This window comes from Pseudomonas sp. SF2 (genome assembly GCF_036858055.1).
Lineage (GTDB): Bacteria > Pseudomonadota > Gammaproteobacteria > Pseudomonadales > Pseudomonadaceae > Aquipseudomonas.
In genome coordinates this window covers 110,026-130,318 of sequence record NZ_JAMBDI010000005.1, presented here as the reverse complement: position 1 = coordinate 130,318, position 20,293 = coordinate 110,026, and the positions used below count along the sequence as shown (strand labels likewise).

The 20,293-nt window shown below is 64.7% G+C and carries 17 protein-coding genes; 10 read left to right on the top strand and 7 right to left on the bottom strand.

Going from position 1 to position 20,293, the window contains the following annotated elements:
* Positions 1-58 precede the first annotated feature (58 nt).
* The gene (locus M2S36_RS03195; RefSeq protein WP_333956691.1) at positions 59-1,180 is read right to left on the bottom strand and encodes a cupin-like domain-containing protein; all 1,122 of its coding nucleotides are present in this window, start codon (positions 1,178-1,180) and stop codon (positions 59-61) included.
* 142 nt (positions 1,181-1,322) lie between these two features.
* On the opposite strand from M2S36_RS03195, the gene M2S36_RS03190 reads away from it, so the two are divergent.
* Positions 1,323-2,291 carry an alpha/beta hydrolase gene (locus M2S36_RS03190; protein WP_233686962.1) on the top strand — a complete coding sequence of 323 codons (969 nt, stop codon included), beginning with the start codon at positions 1,323-1,325 and terminating at the stop codon, positions 2,289-2,291.
* A 37-nt stretch (positions 2,292-2,328) separates the two neighbouring features.
* On the opposite strand, the gene pvdN is transcribed toward M2S36_RS03190, so the two are convergent.
* Positions 2,329-3,615 (bottom strand): pyoverdine-tailoring periplasmic protein PvdN, encoded by a 1,287-nt coding sequence (gene pvdN, locus M2S36_RS03185; protein WP_207830067.1) that lies wholly within the window; start codon positions 3,613-3,615, stop codon positions 2,329-2,331.
* A gap of 17 nt (positions 3,616-3,632) precedes the next feature.
* Positions 3,633-4,979 (bottom strand): pyoverdine-tailoring dipeptidase-like protein PvdM, encoded by a 1,347-nt coding sequence (gene pvdM / locus M2S36_RS03180; RefSeq protein ID WP_063912737.1) that lies wholly within the window; start codon positions 4,977-4,979, stop codon positions 3,633-3,635.
* Between the two features lie 238 nt (positions 4,980-5,217).
* On the opposite strand from pvdM, the gene pvdP reads away from it, so the two are divergent.
* Positions 5,218-6,837 carry a pyoverdine maturation tyrosinase PvdP gene (gene pvdP / locus M2S36_RS03175; RefSeq protein ID WP_233693693.1) on the top strand — a complete coding sequence of 540 codons (1,620 nt, stop codon included), beginning with the start codon at positions 5,218-5,220 and terminating at the stop codon, positions 6,835-6,837.
* Positions 6,838-6,962: 125 nt separating this feature from the next.
* Here the strand turns inward: pvdP and M2S36_RS03170 are convergent, their stop codons facing one another.
* The 3 genes from M2S36_RS03170 to M2S36_RS03160 are packed head-to-tail and all read right to left on the bottom strand — an operon-like array spanning position 6,963 to position 11,507.
* The gene (locus M2S36_RS03170; RefSeq protein ID WP_241105871.1) at positions 6,963-8,366 is read right to left on the bottom strand and encodes an efflux transporter outer membrane subunit; all 1,404 of its coding nucleotides are present in this window, start codon (positions 8,364-8,366) and stop codon (positions 6,963-6,965) included.
* 3 nt (positions 8,367-8,369) lie between these two features.
* Positions 8,370-10,334, bottom strand: coding sequence for a MacB family efflux pump subunit (locus M2S36_RS03165; RefSeq protein ID WP_333956689.1), 1,965 nt, complete (start codon positions 10,332-10,334; stop codon positions 8,370-8,372).
* Positions 10,335-11,507 carry an efflux RND transporter periplasmic adaptor subunit gene (locus M2S36_RS03160; protein WP_207830076.1) on the bottom strand — a complete coding sequence of 391 codons (1,173 nt, stop codon included), beginning with the start codon at positions 11,505-11,507 and terminating at the stop codon, positions 10,335-10,337. It abuts the gene before it with no gap.
* A 481-nt stretch (positions 11,508-11,988) separates the two neighbouring features.
* Here M2S36_RS03160 and M2S36_RS03155 point away from each other — a divergent pair, with 481 nt between their 5' ends.
* The 5 genes from M2S36_RS03155 to M2S36_RS03135 all read left to right on the top strand — a co-directional run bounded on the left by M2S36_RS03155 (position 11,989) and on the right by M2S36_RS03135 (position 15,305).
* Complete coding sequence (locus M2S36_RS03155) at positions 11,989-12,465, top strand: sigma-70 family RNA polymerase sigma factor (protein ID WP_207830078.1); 477 nt, start codon at positions 11,989-11,991, stop codon at positions 12,463-12,465.
* 168 nt (positions 12,466-12,633) lie between these two features.
* Positions 12,634-13,113 (top strand): histidine kinase, encoded by a 480-nt coding sequence (locus M2S36_RS03150; protein ID WP_207830080.1) that lies wholly within the window; start codon positions 12,634-12,636, stop codon positions 13,111-13,113.
* Positions 13,114-13,185: 72 nt separating this feature from the next.
* The gene (locus M2S36_RS03145; RefSeq protein ID WP_333956687.1) at positions 13,186-14,511 is read left to right on the top strand and encodes an MFS transporter; all 1,326 of its coding nucleotides are present in this window, start codon (positions 13,186-13,188) and stop codon (positions 14,509-14,511) included.
* A gap of 94 nt (positions 14,512-14,605) precedes the next feature.
* A complete protein-coding gene (locus tag M2S36_RS03140; protein WP_063912729.1) occupies positions 14,606-14,902 on the top strand; it encodes a type II toxin-antitoxin system MqsR family toxin in 297 nt (98 codons plus the stop codon).
* A gap of 1 nt (position 14,903) precedes the next feature.
* Positions 14,904-15,305, top strand: a complete 402-nt coding sequence (locus tag M2S36_RS03135; RefSeq protein WP_063912728.1) for a type II TA system antitoxin MqsA family protein — start codon at positions 14,904-14,906, stop codon at positions 15,303-15,305.
* A 71-nt stretch (positions 15,306-15,376) separates the two neighbouring features.
* Here the strand turns inward: M2S36_RS03135 and M2S36_RS03130 are convergent, their stop codons facing one another.
* On the bottom strand, positions 15,377-17,059 hold the full coding sequence (locus tag M2S36_RS03130; protein WP_207830088.1) for an electron transfer flavoprotein-ubiquinone oxidoreductase: 1,683 nt from the start codon (positions 17,057-17,059) through the stop codon (positions 15,377-15,379).
* 539 nt (positions 17,060-17,598) lie between these two features.
* On the opposite strand from M2S36_RS03130, the gene M2S36_RS03125 reads away from it, so the two are divergent.
* The 3 genes from M2S36_RS03125 (at position 17,599) to M2S36_RS03115 (ending at position 20,288) form a co-directional block, all read left to right on the top strand.
* Positions 17,599-18,348: an electron transfer flavoprotein subunit beta/FixA family protein gene (locus M2S36_RS03125; RefSeq protein WP_207830090.1), complete on the top strand. Its 750-nt coding sequence runs from the start codon at positions 17,599-17,601 to the stop codon at positions 18,346-18,348.
* Entirely contained in the window at positions 18,349-19,278 is a 930-nt protein-coding gene (locus tag M2S36_RS03120; RefSeq protein WP_013973453.1) for an electron transfer flavoprotein subunit alpha/FixB family protein, read from the top strand.
* Positions 19,279-19,466: 188 nt separating this feature from the next.
* Positions 19,467-20,288 carry a substrate-binding periplasmic protein gene (locus M2S36_RS03115; RefSeq protein ID WP_207830092.1) on the top strand — a complete coding sequence of 274 codons (822 nt, stop codon included), beginning with the start codon at positions 19,467-19,469 and terminating at the stop codon, positions 20,286-20,288.
* Positions 20,289-20,293 lie beyond the last annotated feature (5 nt).

The window sequence follows — 20,293 nt, the reverse complement described above, 5'->3', positions numbered from 1 at the left end:
AGTTATCTGTGCGACAGCGCAAGCCTTCCGGTCGGCGCAGTCCCCCTGGCAATCCCGGCTACCAGCCGCGCCCGGAGTTCACCCAGAAGTTCACCGACAGCGAGGTGGTCACAGACTCCACCTGGTGGAACCACCCTTCGGGCAGTAACAGCAGGTCACCAGCCTGCAGCACAACGCGCAGGAACGGCACTTCGCGTGCCGCCGGGAAACGCTGGTAGTCCGGGGCGTCGGGGTTGAAGTCGCAGCCGTCCAGGCCGCCCTTGGGGCTGGTCGACCAGGTGCCCAGGGCTGGGCGATGGTGCGGTGCGGCAAGGATGAAAGACTTCTGTCCCCATACCTGCGCGAACAGGTTGTCGGTGTCATCGCGGTGCAGTGGCGTCAGGGTGCCCTTGGGGCCGATCCAGATACGCGGCGCAATGAACTTCTCGCGGGCGAAGTACTGCGGGTAGCGAATCAGCGCCAGCAGCTTTTCCGGCACGATGTTGTTGCCCATGTAGGCCGGGGTTTCGCCGGGTTTGGCCGGGGTGTCCAGCGAGGCGATGAAGTCGGCCATGGAAGTGGAACGGAAGTCGCGGTCGGTGGAGAAGGTCTTCTTCACGTAGTCGCCGTGCCGGGTGATGCCCTGCAGTTCGGCGAAATGCTCCAGCGAAGCTTCGCGGCCCATGCTGAACAGCGGCCAGTCCTGCAGGGCATCACTGATCACCACGGGTGTTCCGTGCTCCAGGTACTCTCCCTGGAAGCGCGCCGGCGGCATGTCGGCGCGGGCAATGCGTGCCACCTCGCGCTGCACCGGTTGCGCGGCCGACACCCGTTCGCTGAGGCGTGCCGGTGTCGGGTAGCGCTGGTTCATCGACACCTTGGTCGCCGGCGCGCCGCGCCGGGCGTTGCTGATGATCTGCGGCAGCAGGGTGGCCAGGCCCATGTTGCCGCTGATCTTCAGGCGGGCGCTGGCGAACAGCTCTTCGATGTTGGCGGTGCCGCCCATGATGCCCATGAAGTCACGCTCGGCCAGCTCAATGGTGACGTCCGGGGCGCTGTGCCGGCCGGCACCGGTGCGGCTGCTGTCGCGCACCTCCGACCAGAAGGCCCGGTCCTGGCTGAAGACGAACTGGAAAACGCCTTCGATGCCCACGGCATGAGCGTTGGCGAACAGTTTGCTGAGAATGCTCTGAAGGTCCACGGTATGCCTCTGGCGGTCTTTCGTTGTGCAGGGATAACGAGTGCCTGCACCAACGATTTAGCTGTGTGGGCGGGTAATTTTTCGGTGTGCTGCTACGTCCCGTAGGGAGGCTTGAGTCACATTGTTCACCCAAGGAACCCACATGGCACTGCACCCTGATCTGGCGGCATTTCTGGAACTGGTCGAATTTGGCCGGCTGACGGGCAGGAGCCTGCCCATGCACGCGATGGACGTGGCCCAGGCCCGTGCCGAGTTCGAAGGCAGCTCGCAGGTGCTCGACCCGAGCCCGCCTGGCAACGTCACGGCCAGCGAGCTGCAGATTACCGCACGCGACGGCGCCCGCCTGGCGGCTCGCTTGTACCGCCAGGGCGATGCCGGCGCTGCCTTGCAACCGGTGATCCTGTACCTGCACGGCGGCGGCTACGTGGTCGGCAGCCTCGATTCGCACGACTCGGTGTGCCGTCGCCTGGCGGCCCTGGGCGAGTTCGCGGTGCTGGCGGCAGACTACCGGCTGGCACCGGAGCAGCAGTTCCCGGTGGCCCTGCACGATGCGCTGGACGCCGCCAACTGGCTGGCTGAGCAGGCGGCCTCGCTGGGCCTGGACAACCGCCGGGTGGTGCTGGCAGGGGACAGTGTGGGCGCCAGCCTGGCGGCGGTGCTGGCCATTACGGCGGTGGAGCAGCCCGAAGCGCTGGCGTTCAAGCCGCTGGCGCAGTTGCTGTTCTACCCGGTGACCGATATCTCCTGCCAGCGTGAGTCCCATCGCGAGCATGCCGAGGGTTACCTGCTGGAGACACCTACCCTGGCGTGGTTCTACCAGCACTATGCACCGCAGCGCGAACAGCGCCTGGACTGGCGGGTGTCGCCGTTGCTGTCGACGCTGCGCGAGCCATTGGCGCCGGCGTACCTGTTCGTGGCCGAGTATGACCCGTTGCACGATGAGGGCATGGCCTATCGTGACTGGCTGATGGCGGGCGGGACGGCGGTGACCTTTGCCCGGGTGGAGGGGTTGACCCATGACTTCTTGCGCATGTCGGGGATCGTGGGGCAGGTGGAGGGGATTTACCGGGATGTCGGGGAGTGGTTGAAGCGGGTCGGCGGCCAATCCTGACTTGAGCTCGCCGGGGCCGCAAAGCGGCCCCAGGGCTTCACCCGCGAACGTGCTTCTTCAATGCATCGACCAATCGCTCGATCTCCGCCTCGGTATTCAACAGCCCAGGCGCTGTCCGCACCACCGGCCCGACATCCCGCGACACCGCATCGACCACAATGCGCTGGCTGTTGAGATACCGGGCAATCTCGTCAGCATCCTGCCCCGTGACCCGGAAGAAGGTGAACCCCGCCGAATACTGCGCACTGCGCGGTGTTACCAGCTCGATCCCCGGCAGCGCTTCAAGCCGCTGCCTGAGATAGTCATTAAGCCCATGAATCCGCGCCTGGACCGCCGCCTTGCCCAACTGCAGGTGCAACTCGAACGCCTTGCCCAATGCCCAGCGATGCTCGAACGCGTGGTAACCCCCGGGCGTCATCACCGTGGCAAAGTCTTCATTCTCGGAAAACGTGGCAATGGTCGGGTTCAGCTGCTTCAGTTCGGTGGACGCCGCGCAGATGATCCCGGTACCGCGCGGTCCGAACATCCACTTGTGCGTGCCGGCGATGAAGTAATCGCAGTTGAGGTCGGCAAAGCGCATGTCTTCGACACCAAAGCCGTGCACGCCGTCGATCACGTAGATGATCCGGTCCTGCTCGTCACGCTGGCGATTGACCTCGCGCACCAGCGCGCCGATCTCGCCCACGGGCAGTTTCACGCCACTGCCCGAATGCACCCAGGTCATGCCCAGCACCCGGGTTTTCGGCCCGATGGCAGCCGCAATGGTGGCCAGTACCTGGTCGCTGTTGACCTTGGCGGGGTCTTCGAACAGGCGCAACCGGTGCACTGGCGTGCCATCGCGCGTGGTGCGAAAGCCCATGGTGTGACGGGCGGCCGAATGCTCGTGCACGGTGGTGAGAATTTCCTGCCCCGGGGCAATCTTCAGCCCGCCATAGATCAGCCCCAGGCCTTCGGTGGTGCTGCCGGTCAGGGCGATTTGCCGGGGCGTCACTTCGAGGTAGCGGGCTGCCCATTCACGCACGGCGGCTTCGTGCTTCCACTCCGACTGGCTGTCCCAGTCGACCATGCGGGCCGGGTGGCGGTCGAAGCGGGCGCGCAGCGCCTCGATGGCTTCGCGCACGGGCCTTGGGTGCGAGGTGATCAGGAAGTTGGCAAAGTGTGCGTAGGCCGGGTCCAGCTCGAACAGGCTGCGAAACGCGGCCCAGCCGTTGGCAGTGGCAGGCTGTGCAGGTGCCGCGTGGGCGGCAGGCAGCAGCGGGCCTGTGAGGGGCAGGGCGGCCGCCAGCAGGCCGGCCTGCTTGAGAAAGGTGCGACGATCGTTCATCAAGTTGCTCGCAAGAGTCAGGGGGATGAGGTGGCGACGGGTTGCGCGGTGCGCTGCACCTGCTCCCACACCCGCAGGAAGTTACCGCCCCAGAGCTTGGCAATATCGGCTTCGGAGTAGCCGCGGCTGATCAGTTCGGCGGTGACGTTGCGTGCTTCACTGGCGTTCTGCCAGCCGTCGATGCCGCCGCCTTCGTTGAAGTCCGAGCTCAGGCCGACATGGTCGATGCCGATCTTGCGCACGGTGTAGTCGATGGCGTCGCCATAGTCCTTGAGCGTGGCCGGCGGTTCTTCCTCGAGAATGCCATACAGCGCGTTGGCGTACTGGCCGACCTTCTGCTCGGGCCAGCCGGCGATCACCGGGTCGCCGGGCATCAGTGCGTAGTTCAGGTTGGCCAGCGGCGGCAGGTCGTAGCCGGCGCGCAGGGCGTCGAGTTTGTCCCGGGTCTTGCTGCTCAGGGGCTTGAGGTAGGTGGAGAAGGCCACCAGCTGGACCACGCCGCCACTGTCCTTGATCAGCTGCAGCTCCTTGTCGGAGAGGTTGCGGTCGATGTCGACCATCGCTCGTGGCGCCGAGTGCGAGGCCACCACCGGCGCCCGGCTGAGGGCGACGGCCTGGGCCAGCGCCTTGCTGGACATTTGCGACACATCGATGATCACGCCCAGGTCGTTCAGCCGCTGCACGGCGCGCTTGCCAATCGGCGACAGGCCGTCCAGGGCATCGGCGGTGTCATTGAAGAACGGCAGCGGGCGCGAGGAGTCGGCCCAGCTGTTGTTGCCCACGTAGCTGAAGCCGAACATGCGCACGCCGCGCGCGGCCCAGCGGTCGAGCTGGTCGATGTCGTCGCCCAGCGCATAGGCGTTGAGCATGCTGAGGAACACCGCGAACTTGCCTTCGCCGTGCAAGCGCCGCATGTCTTGCGGGGTGTAGGCAATACCCACCTGCTGCGGGAAGTCGCGGACCATGGCGGTGATGGCGTTGTAGCGCACTTCCTGGGTGTGGCGGGCGGCTTCGACGAAGCCTGGGGTGGGGCGGTGCGGGCCACCGTCACCAGTCCAGGATTCTGGCCAGGCGAAGATGGTCAGGGCCGCGCCGGACAATCGCCCGCGTGCGGCCTTGGCCAGGTCGAAGCGGCCATTGCCGTCCTTGTCGGCCTCGCTGCCCTCGGTGCCGAAAGTCAGCGGCAGGGTGACGTGGCTGTCAAACGAGATGATGCGTTCCTGCAGGTCGTCGGCCTGGCGGGTCACCTCCCTGGAATAGCCGGCAGGTGTGGCGAAGTAGTGCCAGGCGGCAAGCCCGGCGCCAGCGGCAACCGCCGCGGCCAGGCTGATAAACAGGGCTTTCTTCCAGCGTGGAGTCGTCATCTTGGTCTCAGTAGGTTCACCGTCGAGGGATGGGCACAGAGGCCGCCGCTACCTGCAGTGAACGAGCACGCACCCGGGAAATTTAGCCGCTATCAGGACTCCGGCGCAGGGCCCTGTAGGAGTGGCCGAGTAGCCTTCAAGGTTTGGGGTGGGTAAGCCGCTAAATTTCGCCTGCCGTGCAACGTTCTAGCCTTGGACGGGCCGTGCTCCATGGCCGCAATGAATGCACAGGTATGCAATGACGATTTCCCGACGCGGTTTCATCGCCGGTGTGGCATTGACGGGTGTGGTGGTGCCCGGTGCGCTGGGGGCGCTGTATGTGCAGCGCCAGCGTGCCGACGAGGAATTCCCGGCAACCCCTGGCGAGGCCGTCGTCGAACTGGCCGATACTCGCCTGCAGCAGTTGGGCGATACCCTGCGGGGTATCTGGCGCTGGACCCTGCAGGGCCAGGATGCGGGGCTGGACGGTCTACCCACAGGTGAGCTGGAGCTGTTCCTGGATGTGGCAACCAGCGGGCGAGCCCTGCGCGGCTACCTGGATACCCCCGAGCGCCTGCGTGGGCAGGAAGAGCCGCGCTACCGCGTGGTAGGCGACCTTCTGGCCGACAAACCGGGCACCTTGCGCTGGCGTCTGTGTTCGGCCCATGCCCGCTATGAATGCCATATCGTGCTCGACGAGGTCTGGGGCCGGTTCGGCAACGCCGGGCCGGCGACCCTCAACGGGCGTATTGCGCGCCTGGACCGCGCGCTGACATTGCCCGTGGAGGACAACCACTTCCTGGCCTTGAAGCGCACCTTCCCCGAGGCGCGCGAGCGTACCCCGCTGAACCCGCAACTGCTGGCCTGGCTGATCGCCCCGGAGCATCGCCTGTTCCACCAGTTGTGGCATGCCTCGCGGGACAAATGGCACAAACTGGACAAGGACAAGCAGGGCGCCCTGCGTGGCCTGGGCTGGCAGCCTGGGCCACGTGACCGCGAGCGTGACGCCCGGGGCCGGCACAAAGACCGCAACGGCTCGGGCGAGGACTTTTTCTTCATGCACCGGCACATGCTTGGCAATGCCCGTGCCTTGCAGGACTTGCCGTCATGGCCGCGCTTCCCGCTGCCGCAGCCGGAACTGGAGCGCGACCGCGCCGGGTTCGCCCGCTATTTCGACAACCATGACGGCAATGCCCTGCCGCCCACCTGGCTGGCCAGCGGTGATGCGGAATACACCCAGTGGGTGCGCGACATCAAGACGCCGGATACCTTCCATGGCAACTTCCAGGTCTGGGAGTCACGCTATACCGACCCGGAGTACCTGAGCACCTTGACCCTGGGCCAGTTCGGTTCGGAAGTGGAGCTGGGCCTGCACGACTGGCTGCACATGCGCTGGGCATCGGTGCCGCGCGACCCGTCCAACGGTATGCCGGTGCCTACGGCGCGTACGCCGGATGATTTTGCCGAACGCTGGTTCGCCGAGCAGAACGATTTTCTTGGTGACCCGTTTTCATCCCATGTGAACCCGGTGTTCTGGCAATTTCACGGCTGGATCGACGACCGCATCGAGGACTGGTTCCATGCCCATGAGCGGCTGCATCCGGGCGAGGTGCGGCGCCTGGAGGTCAATGGTGTGCCATGGTTTGCGCCAGGGCGCTGGGTGCAAGTGGCGGACCCGTGGCTGGGGCCGGATACCCACGGCTGCTCGACGGTGCCGGGTTTGCGGCCCGGGCGCAGTGTCGAGATGGACCCGGAGACCATGAAGCTGGCGTTGCGCATCATCTACAGCGATGACGACCTGCTCGACAAGCTGCGGCTCAAGGTACCGCAGCGGCCGTGGTATGCGCGCAACCTGAAGGTGGCGCAGCGCTCGCGTTGATTGGGGGCGCTCTGCGCCCTTTTCGCGACACAAGGCCGCTCCCACATGACGGTGCATGGCATGAACCTGTGGGAGCGGCCTTGCGTCGCGATGGGCTGCGCAGCAGCCCCGGAAAGCAACGCGGTTTACTGCCCGACCTGCCACCCACCCCCCAATGCCTTGTACAACGCCACACTGCCCTGCAACCGGGCCAGGCGCAATTGCACCTGCTGGTCCTGCGCCACATACAAGGTGCGCTGGGTCTCAAGCACGCTCAACAGCGTTTCCGCTCCCGCGCCATAACGCTGCTGCGCCAGTTCGAACGCCAGCCGCGCCTGCGCCACCTCTTCATCCTGCCACTGCCGCTGGCGGTCCACACCCTGGATCGCATTGAGCGCTTTCTCGACATCGGCAAAACCGGCCAGGATGCTGCTGCGGTAGGTCTCCAGCAACTCTGCCTGTTCCGCCTCGGCCAGTTCACGCGCGGCGCGCAACCGGCCGTTGTTGAAGATCGGCGCGACCAGGCCGCTGGTGAGCGTGTAGTAGGCGCTGTCGAACAGATGGGCAAAGGTGTTGGCGCCAGCCCCCAGGTTGGCCCCGAGGGTGAGCTTGGGCAGCATGGCGGCGCGGGCGACCTGCAGGTTGGCGCTGGCGGCGGCCAGCCGTGCTTCCGCCGCGGCAATGTCCGGGCGACGGGTGAGCAGTTCGCTGGGTACGCCGCTGCCAATGGCGGGCCATTGCAGGGTGATGATCGCTTCCTGGCTGGCGGGTAGCGACTGCAACGGGTCGCCGAGCAGGGTTGCCAGGGTGACCCGGCTGTCCTGCCACTTCTGCTCCAGTAACGGCAGCTGGCGTTGCTGCGTGGCTACCAGGCTGCGTTGCTGGGCCAGTTCCAGGCGTGTGGCGGAACCGCTGCGCTGGCGTGCCTCGACCAGGCCCAGTACGTCCTGGGCATTGCGCAGGTTGAGGCGGGCAATGCGCAGCTGTTCTTGCAGGGCCAGGCCCTGCAGGTAACTGTCGGCCACCGCGCTGACCAGGGTCAGCTCCACGGTCTGGCGGTCGAAGCGGCTGGCATCCAGGTTGCGCAGGGCGCTGTCGCGGGTCGCCCGCAGGCCACCCCAGAAGTCGATTTCGTAGCTGGCGCTGAGCTGCATGTCGAACGAGGTACTGGTGGGTTCGTTGCGGCTGACATCCAGCTGGTCATTGCCGTCACCGTGCAGCAGGCGTTGACGGCTGCCGTCCAGGCCCAGCTTCAGCTCCGGCAGCAGCGGCGCGCCGGCGATGACCGCGCGGGCCCGGGCCTGGCGCACCCGCGCCGTGGCGGCAGCCAGGTCATGGGCATTGTGCAAGGCGTGCTGTACCAGGCGGTCGAGCTCGCGGCTGGCGAAGGCTTGCCACCACTGTGCCGTTGGCAGTTGTGCCGAGGGTGATGCGGCCTCGCCTTGCCAGGCAGGTGGCGTGGCGATACCGCTGGCAGGTGTGGGTGGCGTGCTGCAGGCGGCGAGGCATACGCATAAGGTCAACAGGCTGATGCGGCTAGGCAGAGTCATGGGTTATTCGCTGGTAAGGGCTTTGACCGGGTCGAGGCGGGCGGCCTTGCGCGCTGGCATGAAGCCGAACACGATGCCGGTGACGACGGCGCAGGCGAAGGCGCCGAGCATGGCGGGCAGGGCAAAGGCCACCGCCACTTCGGCCAGCATCAGGCCGCCACCGATGGCCAGGGCCAGGACGATGCCGGCCAGGCCGCCAACCATCGACAGCATCACCGCCTCGCTGAGAAATTGCCGCAGGATGTCGCGCTGGCGCGCGCCGGTGGCCATGCGGATGCCGATTTCACGGGTACGCTCGCGCACGGTCATCAGCATGATGTTCATCACGCCGATGCCGCCCACCAGCAGCGAGATCGCGGCGATCGCCCCCAGCATCAGCGACAGGCTGTTCTGCGTGCGCGCTTCGGCCTGGATCAGCGCCGCGTCATTGGTCAGCTCGAAGTCCTGGCGGCCGTTGTGGCGCTGGCGCAGCAGCTTGTCGATGGCCGCTTCGGCTTCATTGACCCGCATGGAGTCGAGGGCGGCAACGGCGATGTAGTCCGGGTCACGCTGGCCGAACAGGCGGATGGCGGCGGCGGAGTAGGGCACCACGATGCGCCCGTCGCTGTCCTGGTCGCCAGAGCTGGCGCCCTTGCCGGCCAGGATACCGACCACCTGGAACGGCACATTGCCAATCAGCAGGTACTGCCCCAGCGGATCGCGCCCGGGGTCGAGCATCTTTTCCCGCACTTTCTGGCCGATCACCGCCACCGCCGCAGCGTTGGCTTCATCGGCATCGGTGTAGAAGCTGCCTTCCACCACCGGCCAGTTGAAAATCTCGGGGAACCCGGTGTTGTTGCCGCCCACATAGAACCGCTGGCTGCTGTTGCCGTGGCGCACCATCATCTTTTCGCCGATCACCGGCATCACGTGCTTGACCTGCGGCAGTTGGCCGATGGCGGCGACATCGTCGAGGGTGATGGTGCCAGCCTGTTCGCCCAGGCTCGCCGGCTTGCCGTTGAGGTAGAGGATGTTCGAGCCGAAGGCGGCCATCTGCGCCATGACCTGGCGCTTGCTGCCTTCGCCCACGGCCAGCATCACCACCACCGAGGCTACGCCAATGACGATGCCCAGCAGGGTCAGGGCGGTGCGGAAGCGGTTGACCCACATCACCCGCCAGGCCGCCTGCAGGGCTTCGAGCAATTCGCCTTTCCACGCCCCGTGCAAGGTTGCGCCACGGTCCAGGCGCTGGCGCAGCTGGTCGGCCTGCAGCCCGCGGCCGTCGTGGGTCGTGGGCTTTTCGGCGGCGGAATCGCTGATGATCAGGCCGTCACGAATTTCGATCACCCGCTGCGCCCGCGCCGCCACGTTGCGGTCGTGGGTGATCAGGATGATCACGTGGCCCTGGCTGGCCAGCTCGTCGAGCAACGCCATCACTTCGGTGCCGCTGTGGCTGTCGAGGGCGCCGGTGGGTTCGTCGGCGAGGATGATATGGCCGCCGTTCATCAAGGCCCGGGCAATCGACACCCGTTGCTGCTGGCCGCCGGACAACTGGTGCGGGCGGTTGCCGGTGCGGCTGGCCAGGCCAAGGCGGGCGAGCAGGGCGCTGGCGCGGGCGTGGCGTTCGCTGGCGGCGACGCCGGCATAGATAGCCGGCATTTCGACGTTCTCCTGGGCCGAGCCCGAAGGGATCAGGTGGTAGCCCTGGAACACGAAGCCAAACGCCTCGCGGCGTAACCAGGCCAGTTCGTCGCTGCCCAGCTCGGCCACATCCTTGCCGGCGAAGCGGTAGCTGCCGGAAGTGGGGCGGTCAAGGCAGCCGAGGATATTCATCAAGGTCGACTTGCCGGAGCCGGAGGCGCCGACGATGGCGACGAACTCGCCGGGATGGATGCACAGGTTGATGCCATGGAGGATATCGACCTTGGGCGTTTCGACGCCGCCGTAGGATTTCCGGATGTCGACCAGCTCGATCAGGGGTGTGCTCATTCAACCTCCACTGACGCCAGGGGCGCCGATCACCAGGCGTTCGCCTTCGTTGAGGCCGTCCAGCACCTGCACCCGCAGGCGGTCGCTGAGGCCAGTGCGAACCTGGCGCTGTTCGACCTTGCCGTCGCGGGTCAGTACATGGGCCAGGCGCAGGCCATCACCGTCGTCCAGCGCAGCCAGTGGTACGGTCAGCACCTGGCTGGCTTTGCCTGCGACGAAGAACACCTGGGTGGTCATCTCGGCCATCAGCGCACCGTCCGGGTTGTCGACATCCAGCAGCACGCTGTACTGCACCACCTGGCTGCCGGCGCTGCCATTGCTGACGCTGGCCGGGCTGCCGCCGCCCTGGCTGGCCTGCTCCAGCGGCTTGGGCGGGATCGGCAGTACCTGCCGCACGGTGCTGGTCCAGCGGCGCTTGCCGCCGGCCAGGGTGGTGAAGTAGGCGGTCATGCCCGGGGTGACCTTGCCGATGTCGGCCTCCGACACCTGGGCCCACACGGTCATCGGCGAGAGCTTGGCGATGCGCAGGATCAACGGGGTTTGCTGCTGGGCATTGAGGGTTTGCCCTTCACGGGCATCCACCGCCACTACCGTACCGTCCATCGGCGCGTAGATGCGCGTGTAGCCCAGCTCGGCCTCGTCGCTGCGCAGGCTGGCCTGGGCCTGGCGGATCTGCGCCTGGAACATGTCGATGCGCGCCTGGGTGACCTTCAGCTGCGCTGCGGCCGTTTGTACGTCCTCGTCGCGGGTGGCACCGGCGGCGGCCAGGTCGCGTTGCCGTTTGAGCTGTTGTCGGGCCAGTTGGAACTGCGCGCGTTGTTCGGCCAACTGGGCCTTGAGGTTGTCGATCGAATAGCGGCCGGCATCCAGCCGGGCCTGCTGGGTCGACGGGTCGATCTCGACCAGCAGCTGGCCTTTGCGCACCGTGTCGCCGACCTCGACGTGCAGGGTGTGGATCTGCCCGGACGCCTGGGCACCAACGTCCACGTAGCGCCGTGGTTGCAGGGTGCCCAGTGCGGTGACGCTGCTTTCGATGTCGGCACGGGTTACGGCGACCGTACTGAGCGGCTGCGCGCCGTAGGGCAGGGCCTTCCAGGCCAGCAGGCTGCTCAGGCCGAGCAGGCCCAGGCCAGTGAGCAGGACCCGGCGACGGGTGTTGGTTAAAGGTCTCATGCAGACTTCCAGCCGAGGGGGTGCCAGATAGACGAAAGCGGCAGGAGGGGATTTAGCGAATGTTGGGTAGGGGCTGACAGGTGTATGGCGACAGGGTTGTGGCGCCTGCGAGATCGAGCGCCGCCCGCGCGGCGCATCGCGAGCGAAGCTCGCTCCTACATTTGTTTCGGGCCAGTAACGCCTGCGCCAGCGCGCGCGACCGCCTTGTTTGTTCCACACAATATCGAGGTGAACGCCAAAGGGCCGCGCGCCTCTGCCTCAGGATTAACTGGCCCGAAACAAATGTAGGAGCGAGCTTCGCTCGCGATGCGCCGCGCGGGCGGCGCTCGGTCTCCCAGGCGCTAACGCCCTCCAGCCATTCCCCTCTTGTTGCTGAGAATAATTATAATTTGTAAGATCGCACGTTGACATCACTCGGTCCCGCGTTGCTGCCTGAAAGGGCTTTCTGGCATAGGCTGGCAGGACGATCTCAGGTAACGTCGTGGAACATTACTATCGCGAACTGGTGGGCTTCCTTTCCGCGCGCCTGGGCAATCGTCAGGCCGCCGAAGACGTGGCGCACGATGCCTATCTGCGGGTGCTGGAGCGCACCGACGGCGAGCGCATCGAGCACCCGCGTGCCTTCCTTTACCGTACCGCGCTCAACCTGGTGATCGACCGCCACCGGCGGCACCAGGTGCGCCAGGCCGAGCCGCTGGAGGTGCTGGACAGCGACGAGCGCTGGCACACCCCGGCACCGAGCCACGGCATGCAGCTCGACCAGCGCCTGGCGCTGATGCAGCGCGCCCTGGATGAGCTGAGCAAGGTCTGCCGCGACTGCTTCCTGCTGCGCAAGCTAGATGGCCTGTCACACCAGCAGATTGCCGAGCGCCTGGGTATTTCCCGCAGCCTGGTAGAAAAGCACATCGTCAATGCCATGAAGCACTGCCGGGTGCGCATGCGCGCGTGGGAATCCTGATTGCCGGGTTAAAGGCAAATGCAAATTCCGTCAGTCAGTCACTTGATTTCCGCGGTTTTCCCGACTTCTATCAAAGAAGACCCCTGCCAGGCATAACCTTGGCAGCAGCCGTTACTGGCGCAGTATGGTCAGGGAGCGTACCCATTACCCAACTGCCCAGGTCCGACCATGGCCAACAAGACCCTGCGCATCCTCATTGCCGACGCACACCCGTGCCAGCGCCTGCAGCTGGAGCGGCTGCTCAATGGCCTGGGCTACTACCGGATAGCGCCAGTGGACAGCTTCGAGGAGCTGCAGCGCCTGGTGCTGTGTGCCTTGCAGCCTTTCCACCTGCTGTTGGGCAATATCGAGCTGGCCAGCCATGCCGGGGTCGACCTGGTGCGCTTCTGCCGCGTCAGTACGCAGATCCAGCATGCCCTGCTGTATCACTCTACCCAGTTGATAGTGCCCTCGGTGCCGCAGACCGAGCGCCAGGCCGTCAGCCTGAGCCTGCCCCAGGTGCCCGATAACGAGGCGCTGGAGACGTTCATGGCGATCATCGATACACCGCTGCTGGTCGGCAAGCTGCCACTGCCGGGCGCCATGCCGGCTACTACGCCGCGGCCACGGCCGCGGGCCAATTTCGTCAATACCATGTTCAACCGCTAAAGCCGCAGCGGGCGGGGCAAGGGGGGCGCTATTTGCTATCCTCTTGCCCTTTGCCGATTTGCGGACCCTGCCATGACTGCCATCGATACCGCTCGCCCGCCCCGGTTCAGCCGCGGTGACCACCGGACCCTGGGCCTGGCGGCGTTGGGCGGCGCGCTGGAAATCTACGATTTCATCATTTTCGTGTTCTTTGCGCTGACCCTCAGCCAGCTGTTCTTCCCGCCCGAGATGCCCGAATGGCTGCGCCTGCTGCAAAGCTTCGGGATCTTCGTCACTGGCTACCTGGCGCGGCCGCTGGGCGGCATCCTGATGGCACACTTCGCCGACCACCTGGGACGCAAGCGGGTCTTCAGCCTGAGCATCCTGATGATGGCCCTGCCGTGCCTGTTGATCGGGGTGATGCCGACCTACGCCGACATCGGCTATGCGGCGCCGCTGATCCTGCTGGCCCTGCGCATCCTGCAGGGCGCGGCGGTGGGCGGCGAGGTGCCGAGTGCCTGGACCTTCGTCGCCGAGCACGCACCAGCCGGGCGCCGCGGCTACGCCCTGGGCTTCCTGCAGGCCGGGTTGACCTTCGGCTACCTGCTGGGAGCGCTGACCGCGACCTTGCTGGCACAGCTGTTCACAGCGCAGGAAATTCTCGACTACGCCTGGCGCTACCCGTTCCTGCTCGGCGGGGTATTCGGCGTGATCGGCGTGTGGTTGCGCCGTTGGCTCAGCGAAACACCGGTGTTCCTCGCCCTGCGCGCACGCCAGGAGCAGCCGGTGAGCTTCCCGCTACGGCGGGTGCTGGGCGAACACCGCCGGGCGTTGATCCCGGCGGCACTGCTGACTTGTGTGCTGACATCCGCCGTGGTGGTGCTGGTGGTGATTACCCCGACAGTGATGCAGCAGCGCTTCGGCATGAGTGCCGGGCACACCTTTGCCCTGAGCAGCGTGGGCATCGTCTTCCTCAACATTGGCTGCGTGCTGGCCGGGCTGCTGGTCGACCGTGTAGGCGCCTGGCGCGCGCTGATGCTCTATAGCCTGTTGCTGCCGGTGGGCATCGGTGCGTTGTACGCCAGCCTGGTGGGGCAGTGGGGCCTGACCTGGCTGGCCTATGCGCTGGCAGGTTTGTCCTGCGGCGTGGTAGGTGTGGTGCCGTCGGTGATGGTCGGGCTGTTCCCGGCCGAGATCCGCGTGTCGGGCATTTCCTTCACCTACAACGTGGCTTACGCGCTGTGGGCCAGCACCACACCGCTGGCGTTGATTGCACTGATGCCGTGGAGCCCGTGGGTGTGTGTCGGCTTTTGTCTGGTCATGGGCACGGTCGGGCTGCTGACAGCCCTGTATTTCGGGCGTCGTGAGCCATTGGCGTTTGTGGCGGAGCCGATGCCGATCATGTGCGGTGACAAATGAGCCGGTAACGGCTGCAGGGCATTGAGGCAGACTTCCGGGCCGGGGTTATTGGAATAACCTATTAGCCAAATTTAACCTGGAAGGTTAATTTCTCATGGAAAAGAGAATGCCTCACTGCCCGCTGCAGCGGGTGAAGGCGCTGTTGAGTCTAGGCAAAGTGCGTACTACCGGGGTAGCCACGCAGGGTGCGCGGGCACTTGGCATTGAGCCTTTCGCCATGCTGAACATTGTTCGCGAGCTAACGCCAGGCGACTTTCATAAGAGCATGACGACCTACAACAATCATCGAGTCTGGCAGGACGTCTATCGTCCCCAGACCGCTGTAGGAAGGGTTTACCTCAAGTTGATGGTGGTTGACGACCTGCTCATCGTGTCTTTCAAGGAGCTATGAAATGAAATGCCCACTGTGTGGAGGAGCGGAATTGGTCGCGCAATCCAAGGACATGCCTTATCGCTACAAGGGTGAAGCTACCGTTATTCCCGATGTTTATGGCGACTACTGCCCTGCTTGTGGTGAGGTGATACTGGGCATGGGAGAGGCGCAGCGCATGAGTGACCTGATGTCGGCCTTTGAGCGACAAGTCAATGGAGCCGTTGTTGACCCTGCTTTCATTGCAGCCATGCGCCGGAAGTTCGACCTCGACCAGCGTGAAGCGGGGGAAATTTTCGGTGGTGGGGTCAATGCGTTCTCTCGTTATGAAAATGGCAAGACCACCCCGCCAGTGGCGCTGGTGAAACTGCTCAAGCTGCTGGACCGCCACCCAGAGCTCTTCGAGGAAGTGCGAACTGCCTGATATTGGCAGGCAATAAAAAGCCCCCGGCTCGTGAGAACCGGGGGCTTTTCGTTAGCGCAAGAGCAGCGGCCTTACATGTTCGGGTAGTTCGGCCCGCCAGCGCCTTCAGGGGTGACCCAGGTGATGTTCTGGGCCGGGTCCTTGATGTCGCAGGTCTTGCAGTGCACGCAGTTCTGCGCGTTGATCTGGAAGCGCTTGCTGCCGTCTTCCTGGGTGACCACTTCGTACACGCCCGCCGGGCAGTAGCGCTGGGCCGGCTCGTCGTACAGCGGCAGGTTGCTGGCGATCGGCACGTTCGGGTCGGTCAGCTTCAGGTGGCAGGGTTGTTCCTCTTCGTGGTTGGTGCTGGAGAGGAATACCGAGCTGAGCTTGTCGAAACTGAGCTTGCCGTCCGGTTTCGGGTAGTCGATCTTCTGCGACTCGGCCGCCAGCTTCAGGCAGGCGTAGTCCGGCTTGGTGTCGTGCAGGGTGAACGGCAGCTTGCCGCCGAACCAGTTCTGGTCCACATAGTTGAACGCCGCGCCCAGCAGCGGGCCGAACTTGTGCATGGCCGGGCCGAAGTTGCGGCTGGCGAACAGTTCTTCGTACAGCCAGCTGGCCTTGAAGGCACTGACGTAGCCGTTCAGCTGGTCACCGCCTTCGCTGCCGGCGATCAGTGCGTCAGCCACTGCTTCGGCGGCCAGCATGCCAGACTTCATCGCAGTGTGGCTGCCCTTGATCTTGGCGAAGTTCAGGGTGCCCAGGTCACAGCCGATCAACGCGCCACCGTTGAATACCATCTTCGGCAGCGAGTTGAAGCCGCCCTTGCAGATGGCACGGGCACCGTAGCTGATGCGCTTGCCGCCTTCGAGGTACTGGCTCATCACCGGGTGGTGCTTCAGGCGCTGGAACTCGTCGAACGGCGACAGGTACGGGTTGGCGTAGGACAGGTCGACGATCAGGCCGACCACTACCTGGTTGTTTTCCAGGTGATAGAGGAACGAACCACCGGTGTTGTCCTTGGCCATCACGTCCAGCGGCCAGCCAGCGGTGTGCACCACCAGGCCCTGCTCGTGCTTGGCCGGGTCGATTTCCCAGATTTCCTTCAGGCCGATGCCGTAGTGCTGGACGTCGGCCTCGCTGTCAAGGTTGAAGCGCTTGATCAGTTGCTTGCCGATATGGCCACGGCAGCCTTCGGCGAACAGGGTGTACTTGGCGCGCAGTTCCATGCCCGGGGTGTACAGGCCGTCCTTCGGGTTGCCTTCACGGTCGACACCGAGGTCACCGGTGACGATGCCGCGGACCACGCCGTTGTCGTCGAACAGTGCTTCCTGGGCGGCGAAGCCCGGGTAGATTTCCACGCCCAGGTTCTCGGCCTGCTGGGCCAGCCAGCGGCACAGGTTGCCCAGCGAAATGATGTAGTTGCCCTGGTTGTGCATGGTCTTGGGCACGAACAGGTCAGGCACCTTGGTCGAGCTGCCGGCATCCTTGAGCACGTAGATGTCGTCGCGCTTCACTTCGGTGTTCAGCGGCGCGCCGAGCGCTTTCCAGTCGGGGAACAGCTCGTTCAGGGCACGGGGTTCGAACACCGCGCCGGAGAGGATGTGGGCGCCGACTTCAGAGCCTTTTTCCACCACGCAGACGCTGATTTCGCTACCGGCTTCGGCGGCCTTCTGCTTCAGGCGGCAGGCGGCGGACAGGCCCGCCGGGCCGGCGCCGACGATGACCACGTCGAATTCCATGTATTCGCGTTCCACTGGTTCTCTCCTACTCATCAAGGCTCGTGCTGTTGCTTTGTCTTATGGGTGCGCGGGGGCATTCGCAGCGGTTCTACGCAACGGCGGAACTGTAGCTGGGCAAATGACGGACTACACCGTTTTGTCTTGGCCGCGCATTATATCTACACCACTTGGCGGGTCCAATACAAACGTTTGTTTGAATTTGCCGCAGGCCAGTAAAATCACAGGAGCGCGGCTGGAGGGTGACCGATTTGCCGTATTGACCGGATTGGGTGTTACGGTCAAGATACGAGCGGTTTTACGTTCGCCGTAGGCTTGCAGCCGGGCGCAGGTACACCTCTAAAGACCAGGTGTGGAGCAGGGTTTTGCGGCCTTGGGCCGGTTTGTAGTGGAGTTTACACGCCACGACAGAAAATGACCCGTGAGTATTTGTCGCAAGAGTCCGGACACGACTGGTTCGGTCACTGTGAAGTTACCGCCTCCCGGTACGTTTTTAGAGGTGCCCTTGTACCCACGCGCATCGCAGGGCTCAGCCCCAGGCGACTATCTATTCACCGGAGAGTAACGAGGAATCCATGAAGGTTCTTGTAGCTGTCAAACGAGTGGTCGACTACAACGTCAAGGTTCGTGTCAAAGCGGACAACTCCGGCGTCGACCTTGCTAACGTCAAGATGTCCATGAACCCCTTCTGCGAAATCGCCGTGGAAGAAGCCGTACGCCTGAAGGAAAAGGGCGTTGCGACCGAGATCGTCGTCGTTTCCGTCGGCCCGGCCACTGCTCAGGAGCAGCTGCGTACCGCCCTGGCCCTGGGTGCCGACCGCGCCATCCTGGTCGAGGCCGCTGACGAACTGAACTCCCTGGCCGTGGCCAAGGCGCTGAAAGCCGTTGTCGACAAAGAGCAGCCGCAGCTGGTCATCCTCGGCAAGCAGGCCATCGACAGCGACAACAACCAGACTGGCCAGATGCTGGCTGCGCTGACCGGCTACGCTCAAGGCACCTTCGCCTCCAAGGTGGAAGTGGCGGGCGACAAGCTGAACGTCACCCGTGAAATCGATGGCGGCCTGCAGACCGTTGCGCTGAACCTGCCAGCCATCGTCACCACCGACCTGCGCCTGAACGAGCCGCGCTACGCGTCGCTGCCGAACATCATGAAGGCCAAGAAGAAGCCGCTGGAGACCGTCACTCCAGACGCGCTGGGCGTTTCCCTCGCCTCCACCAACAAGACCGTGAAAGTTGAAGCCCCGGCTGCCCGCAGCGCGGGTATCAAGGTCAAATCGGTGGCCGAACTGGTCGAGAAGCTGAAGAACGAAGCGAAGGTAATCTAAATGACTATCCTGGTTGTCGCTGAATACGAGAACGGTGCCGTAGCCCCGGCCACCCTGAACACTGTTGCCGCTGCCGCCAAGATCGGTGGTGATGTGCACGTGCTGGTCGCTGGCCAGAACGTGGGCGGCGTTGCCGAGTCTGCTGCCAAGATCGCTGGCGTGGCCAAGGTGCTGGTTGCCGATAATGCTGCCTACGCCCATGTCCTGCCGGAAAACGTTGCGCCGCTGATCGTCGAGCTGGCCAAGGGCTACAGCCACGTGCTGGCCCCGGCCACCACCAATGGCAAGAACATCCTGCCGCGCGTTGCTGCGCTGCTGGATGTGGACCAGATTTCCGAGATCATCTCGGTCGAGTCCGCCGACACCTTCAAGCGCCCGATCTATGCCGGTAACGCCATTGCCACCGTGCAATCGAGCGCGGCCATCAAGGTCATCACCGTGCGTACCACCGGCTTCGACGCCGTGGCCGCCGAAGGTGGTTCGGCTGCCATCGAGGCCGTCGGCGCTGCCCACAACGCCGGCATCTCGGCCTTCGTTGGCGAAGAGCTGGCCAAGTCCGACCGCCCAGAACTGACCGCTGCCAAGATCGTCGTTTCCGGCGGCCGTGGCATGGGCAACGGTGACAACTTCAAGCACCTGTACAGCCTGGCCGACAAGCTCGGTGCTGCCGTCGGTGCTTCGCGCGCCGCCGTCGACGCCGGCTTCGTGCCGAACGACATGCAGGTCGGCCAGACCGGCAAGATCGTTGCGCCGCAGCTGTACATCGCCGTCGGCATCTCTGGCGCGATCCAGCACCTGGCCGGCATGAAAGACTCCAAGGTGATCGTGGCGATCAACAAGGACGAAGAAGCACCGATCTTCCAGGTAGCCGACTACGGCCTGGTCGCTGACCTGTTCGAAGCGGTTCCGGAGCTGGAAAAGCTGGTCTGATCCGCCTGCTTCACTTATAAAGAACCCGGCCCTCGCACAGGGGGCCGGGTTTTTTTGTGGTCTGTTCCGGCCCAATCACCGGCAAGCCAGCTCCCACAGGTACAGTACAGTTCTCAAGGGCGGCGCTGTGCCTGTGGGAGCTGGCTTGCCGGCGATTGGGCCAGGCCAAGCAATACAAGGAGTGAGCAATGGTGCTGCGTAAAGCAGGCAGGGTGCTGGCATGCACGGCGTTGTTGGTGTCGCCGCTGGTCATGGCGGCAGGCAAGTGCGAACGCCTGGTGGCAACCGGTAGCCCCGATGCGCCGCCCTATTCATGGCAAGACCCGAGCGACCCGAAACACCTGATCGGCGCCAACGTCGACCTGCTGCGCCAGGTGGCTGGCGAGCTGGGCGTGAAGGTGGAGGTGCTGAACGCCGGCCGTCGTGACCAGGCGCTGGAAGAAGTGCGTAGCGGGCGCATGGACCTGCTGCTCGACACCCCCATGCAGGTGGAGCAACTGACCGCGTTGGACTACCTCCACCCACCCCTGCAGCTCAACGAATACCTGGTGTGGACGCGCCACGACGCCACACTGGTCTTCGAAGGCCCGGCGGACCTGGCCCAGTATCAGGGCAGCTTGTCCGAGCGCGCGCGGCTGACCCCGGCCTTTACCGCTTTCGCCAAGGCCCAGCTGAAGCTGGTGCCGGCACAGAACCTGACCCAGGCGTTCCAGAAACTGGTGCTTGGCCAGGTGGATTATGTGCTCGCTGGCCGCTATTCAGGCATGGCCATGGTCCAGAGCCTGGGCATGAGCAATGACCTGATCGCCCGCGGCCTGCCGGTGGATCGGCCGGGCCTGTACCTGGCCCTGTCGCACAACTCGGCCTGCAATGACAGCTGGTTGCGTGGGCAACTGGCAAAAAAACTGACAGAATTGCCGATCTCCGGTGCGTCCGAGGCCGTGCTGCAACGTAATGTCGAGCGCTGGAAAGCACAGCTGCAGGTGCCGTCGGACGCCCCCAAACACTAGGAAGA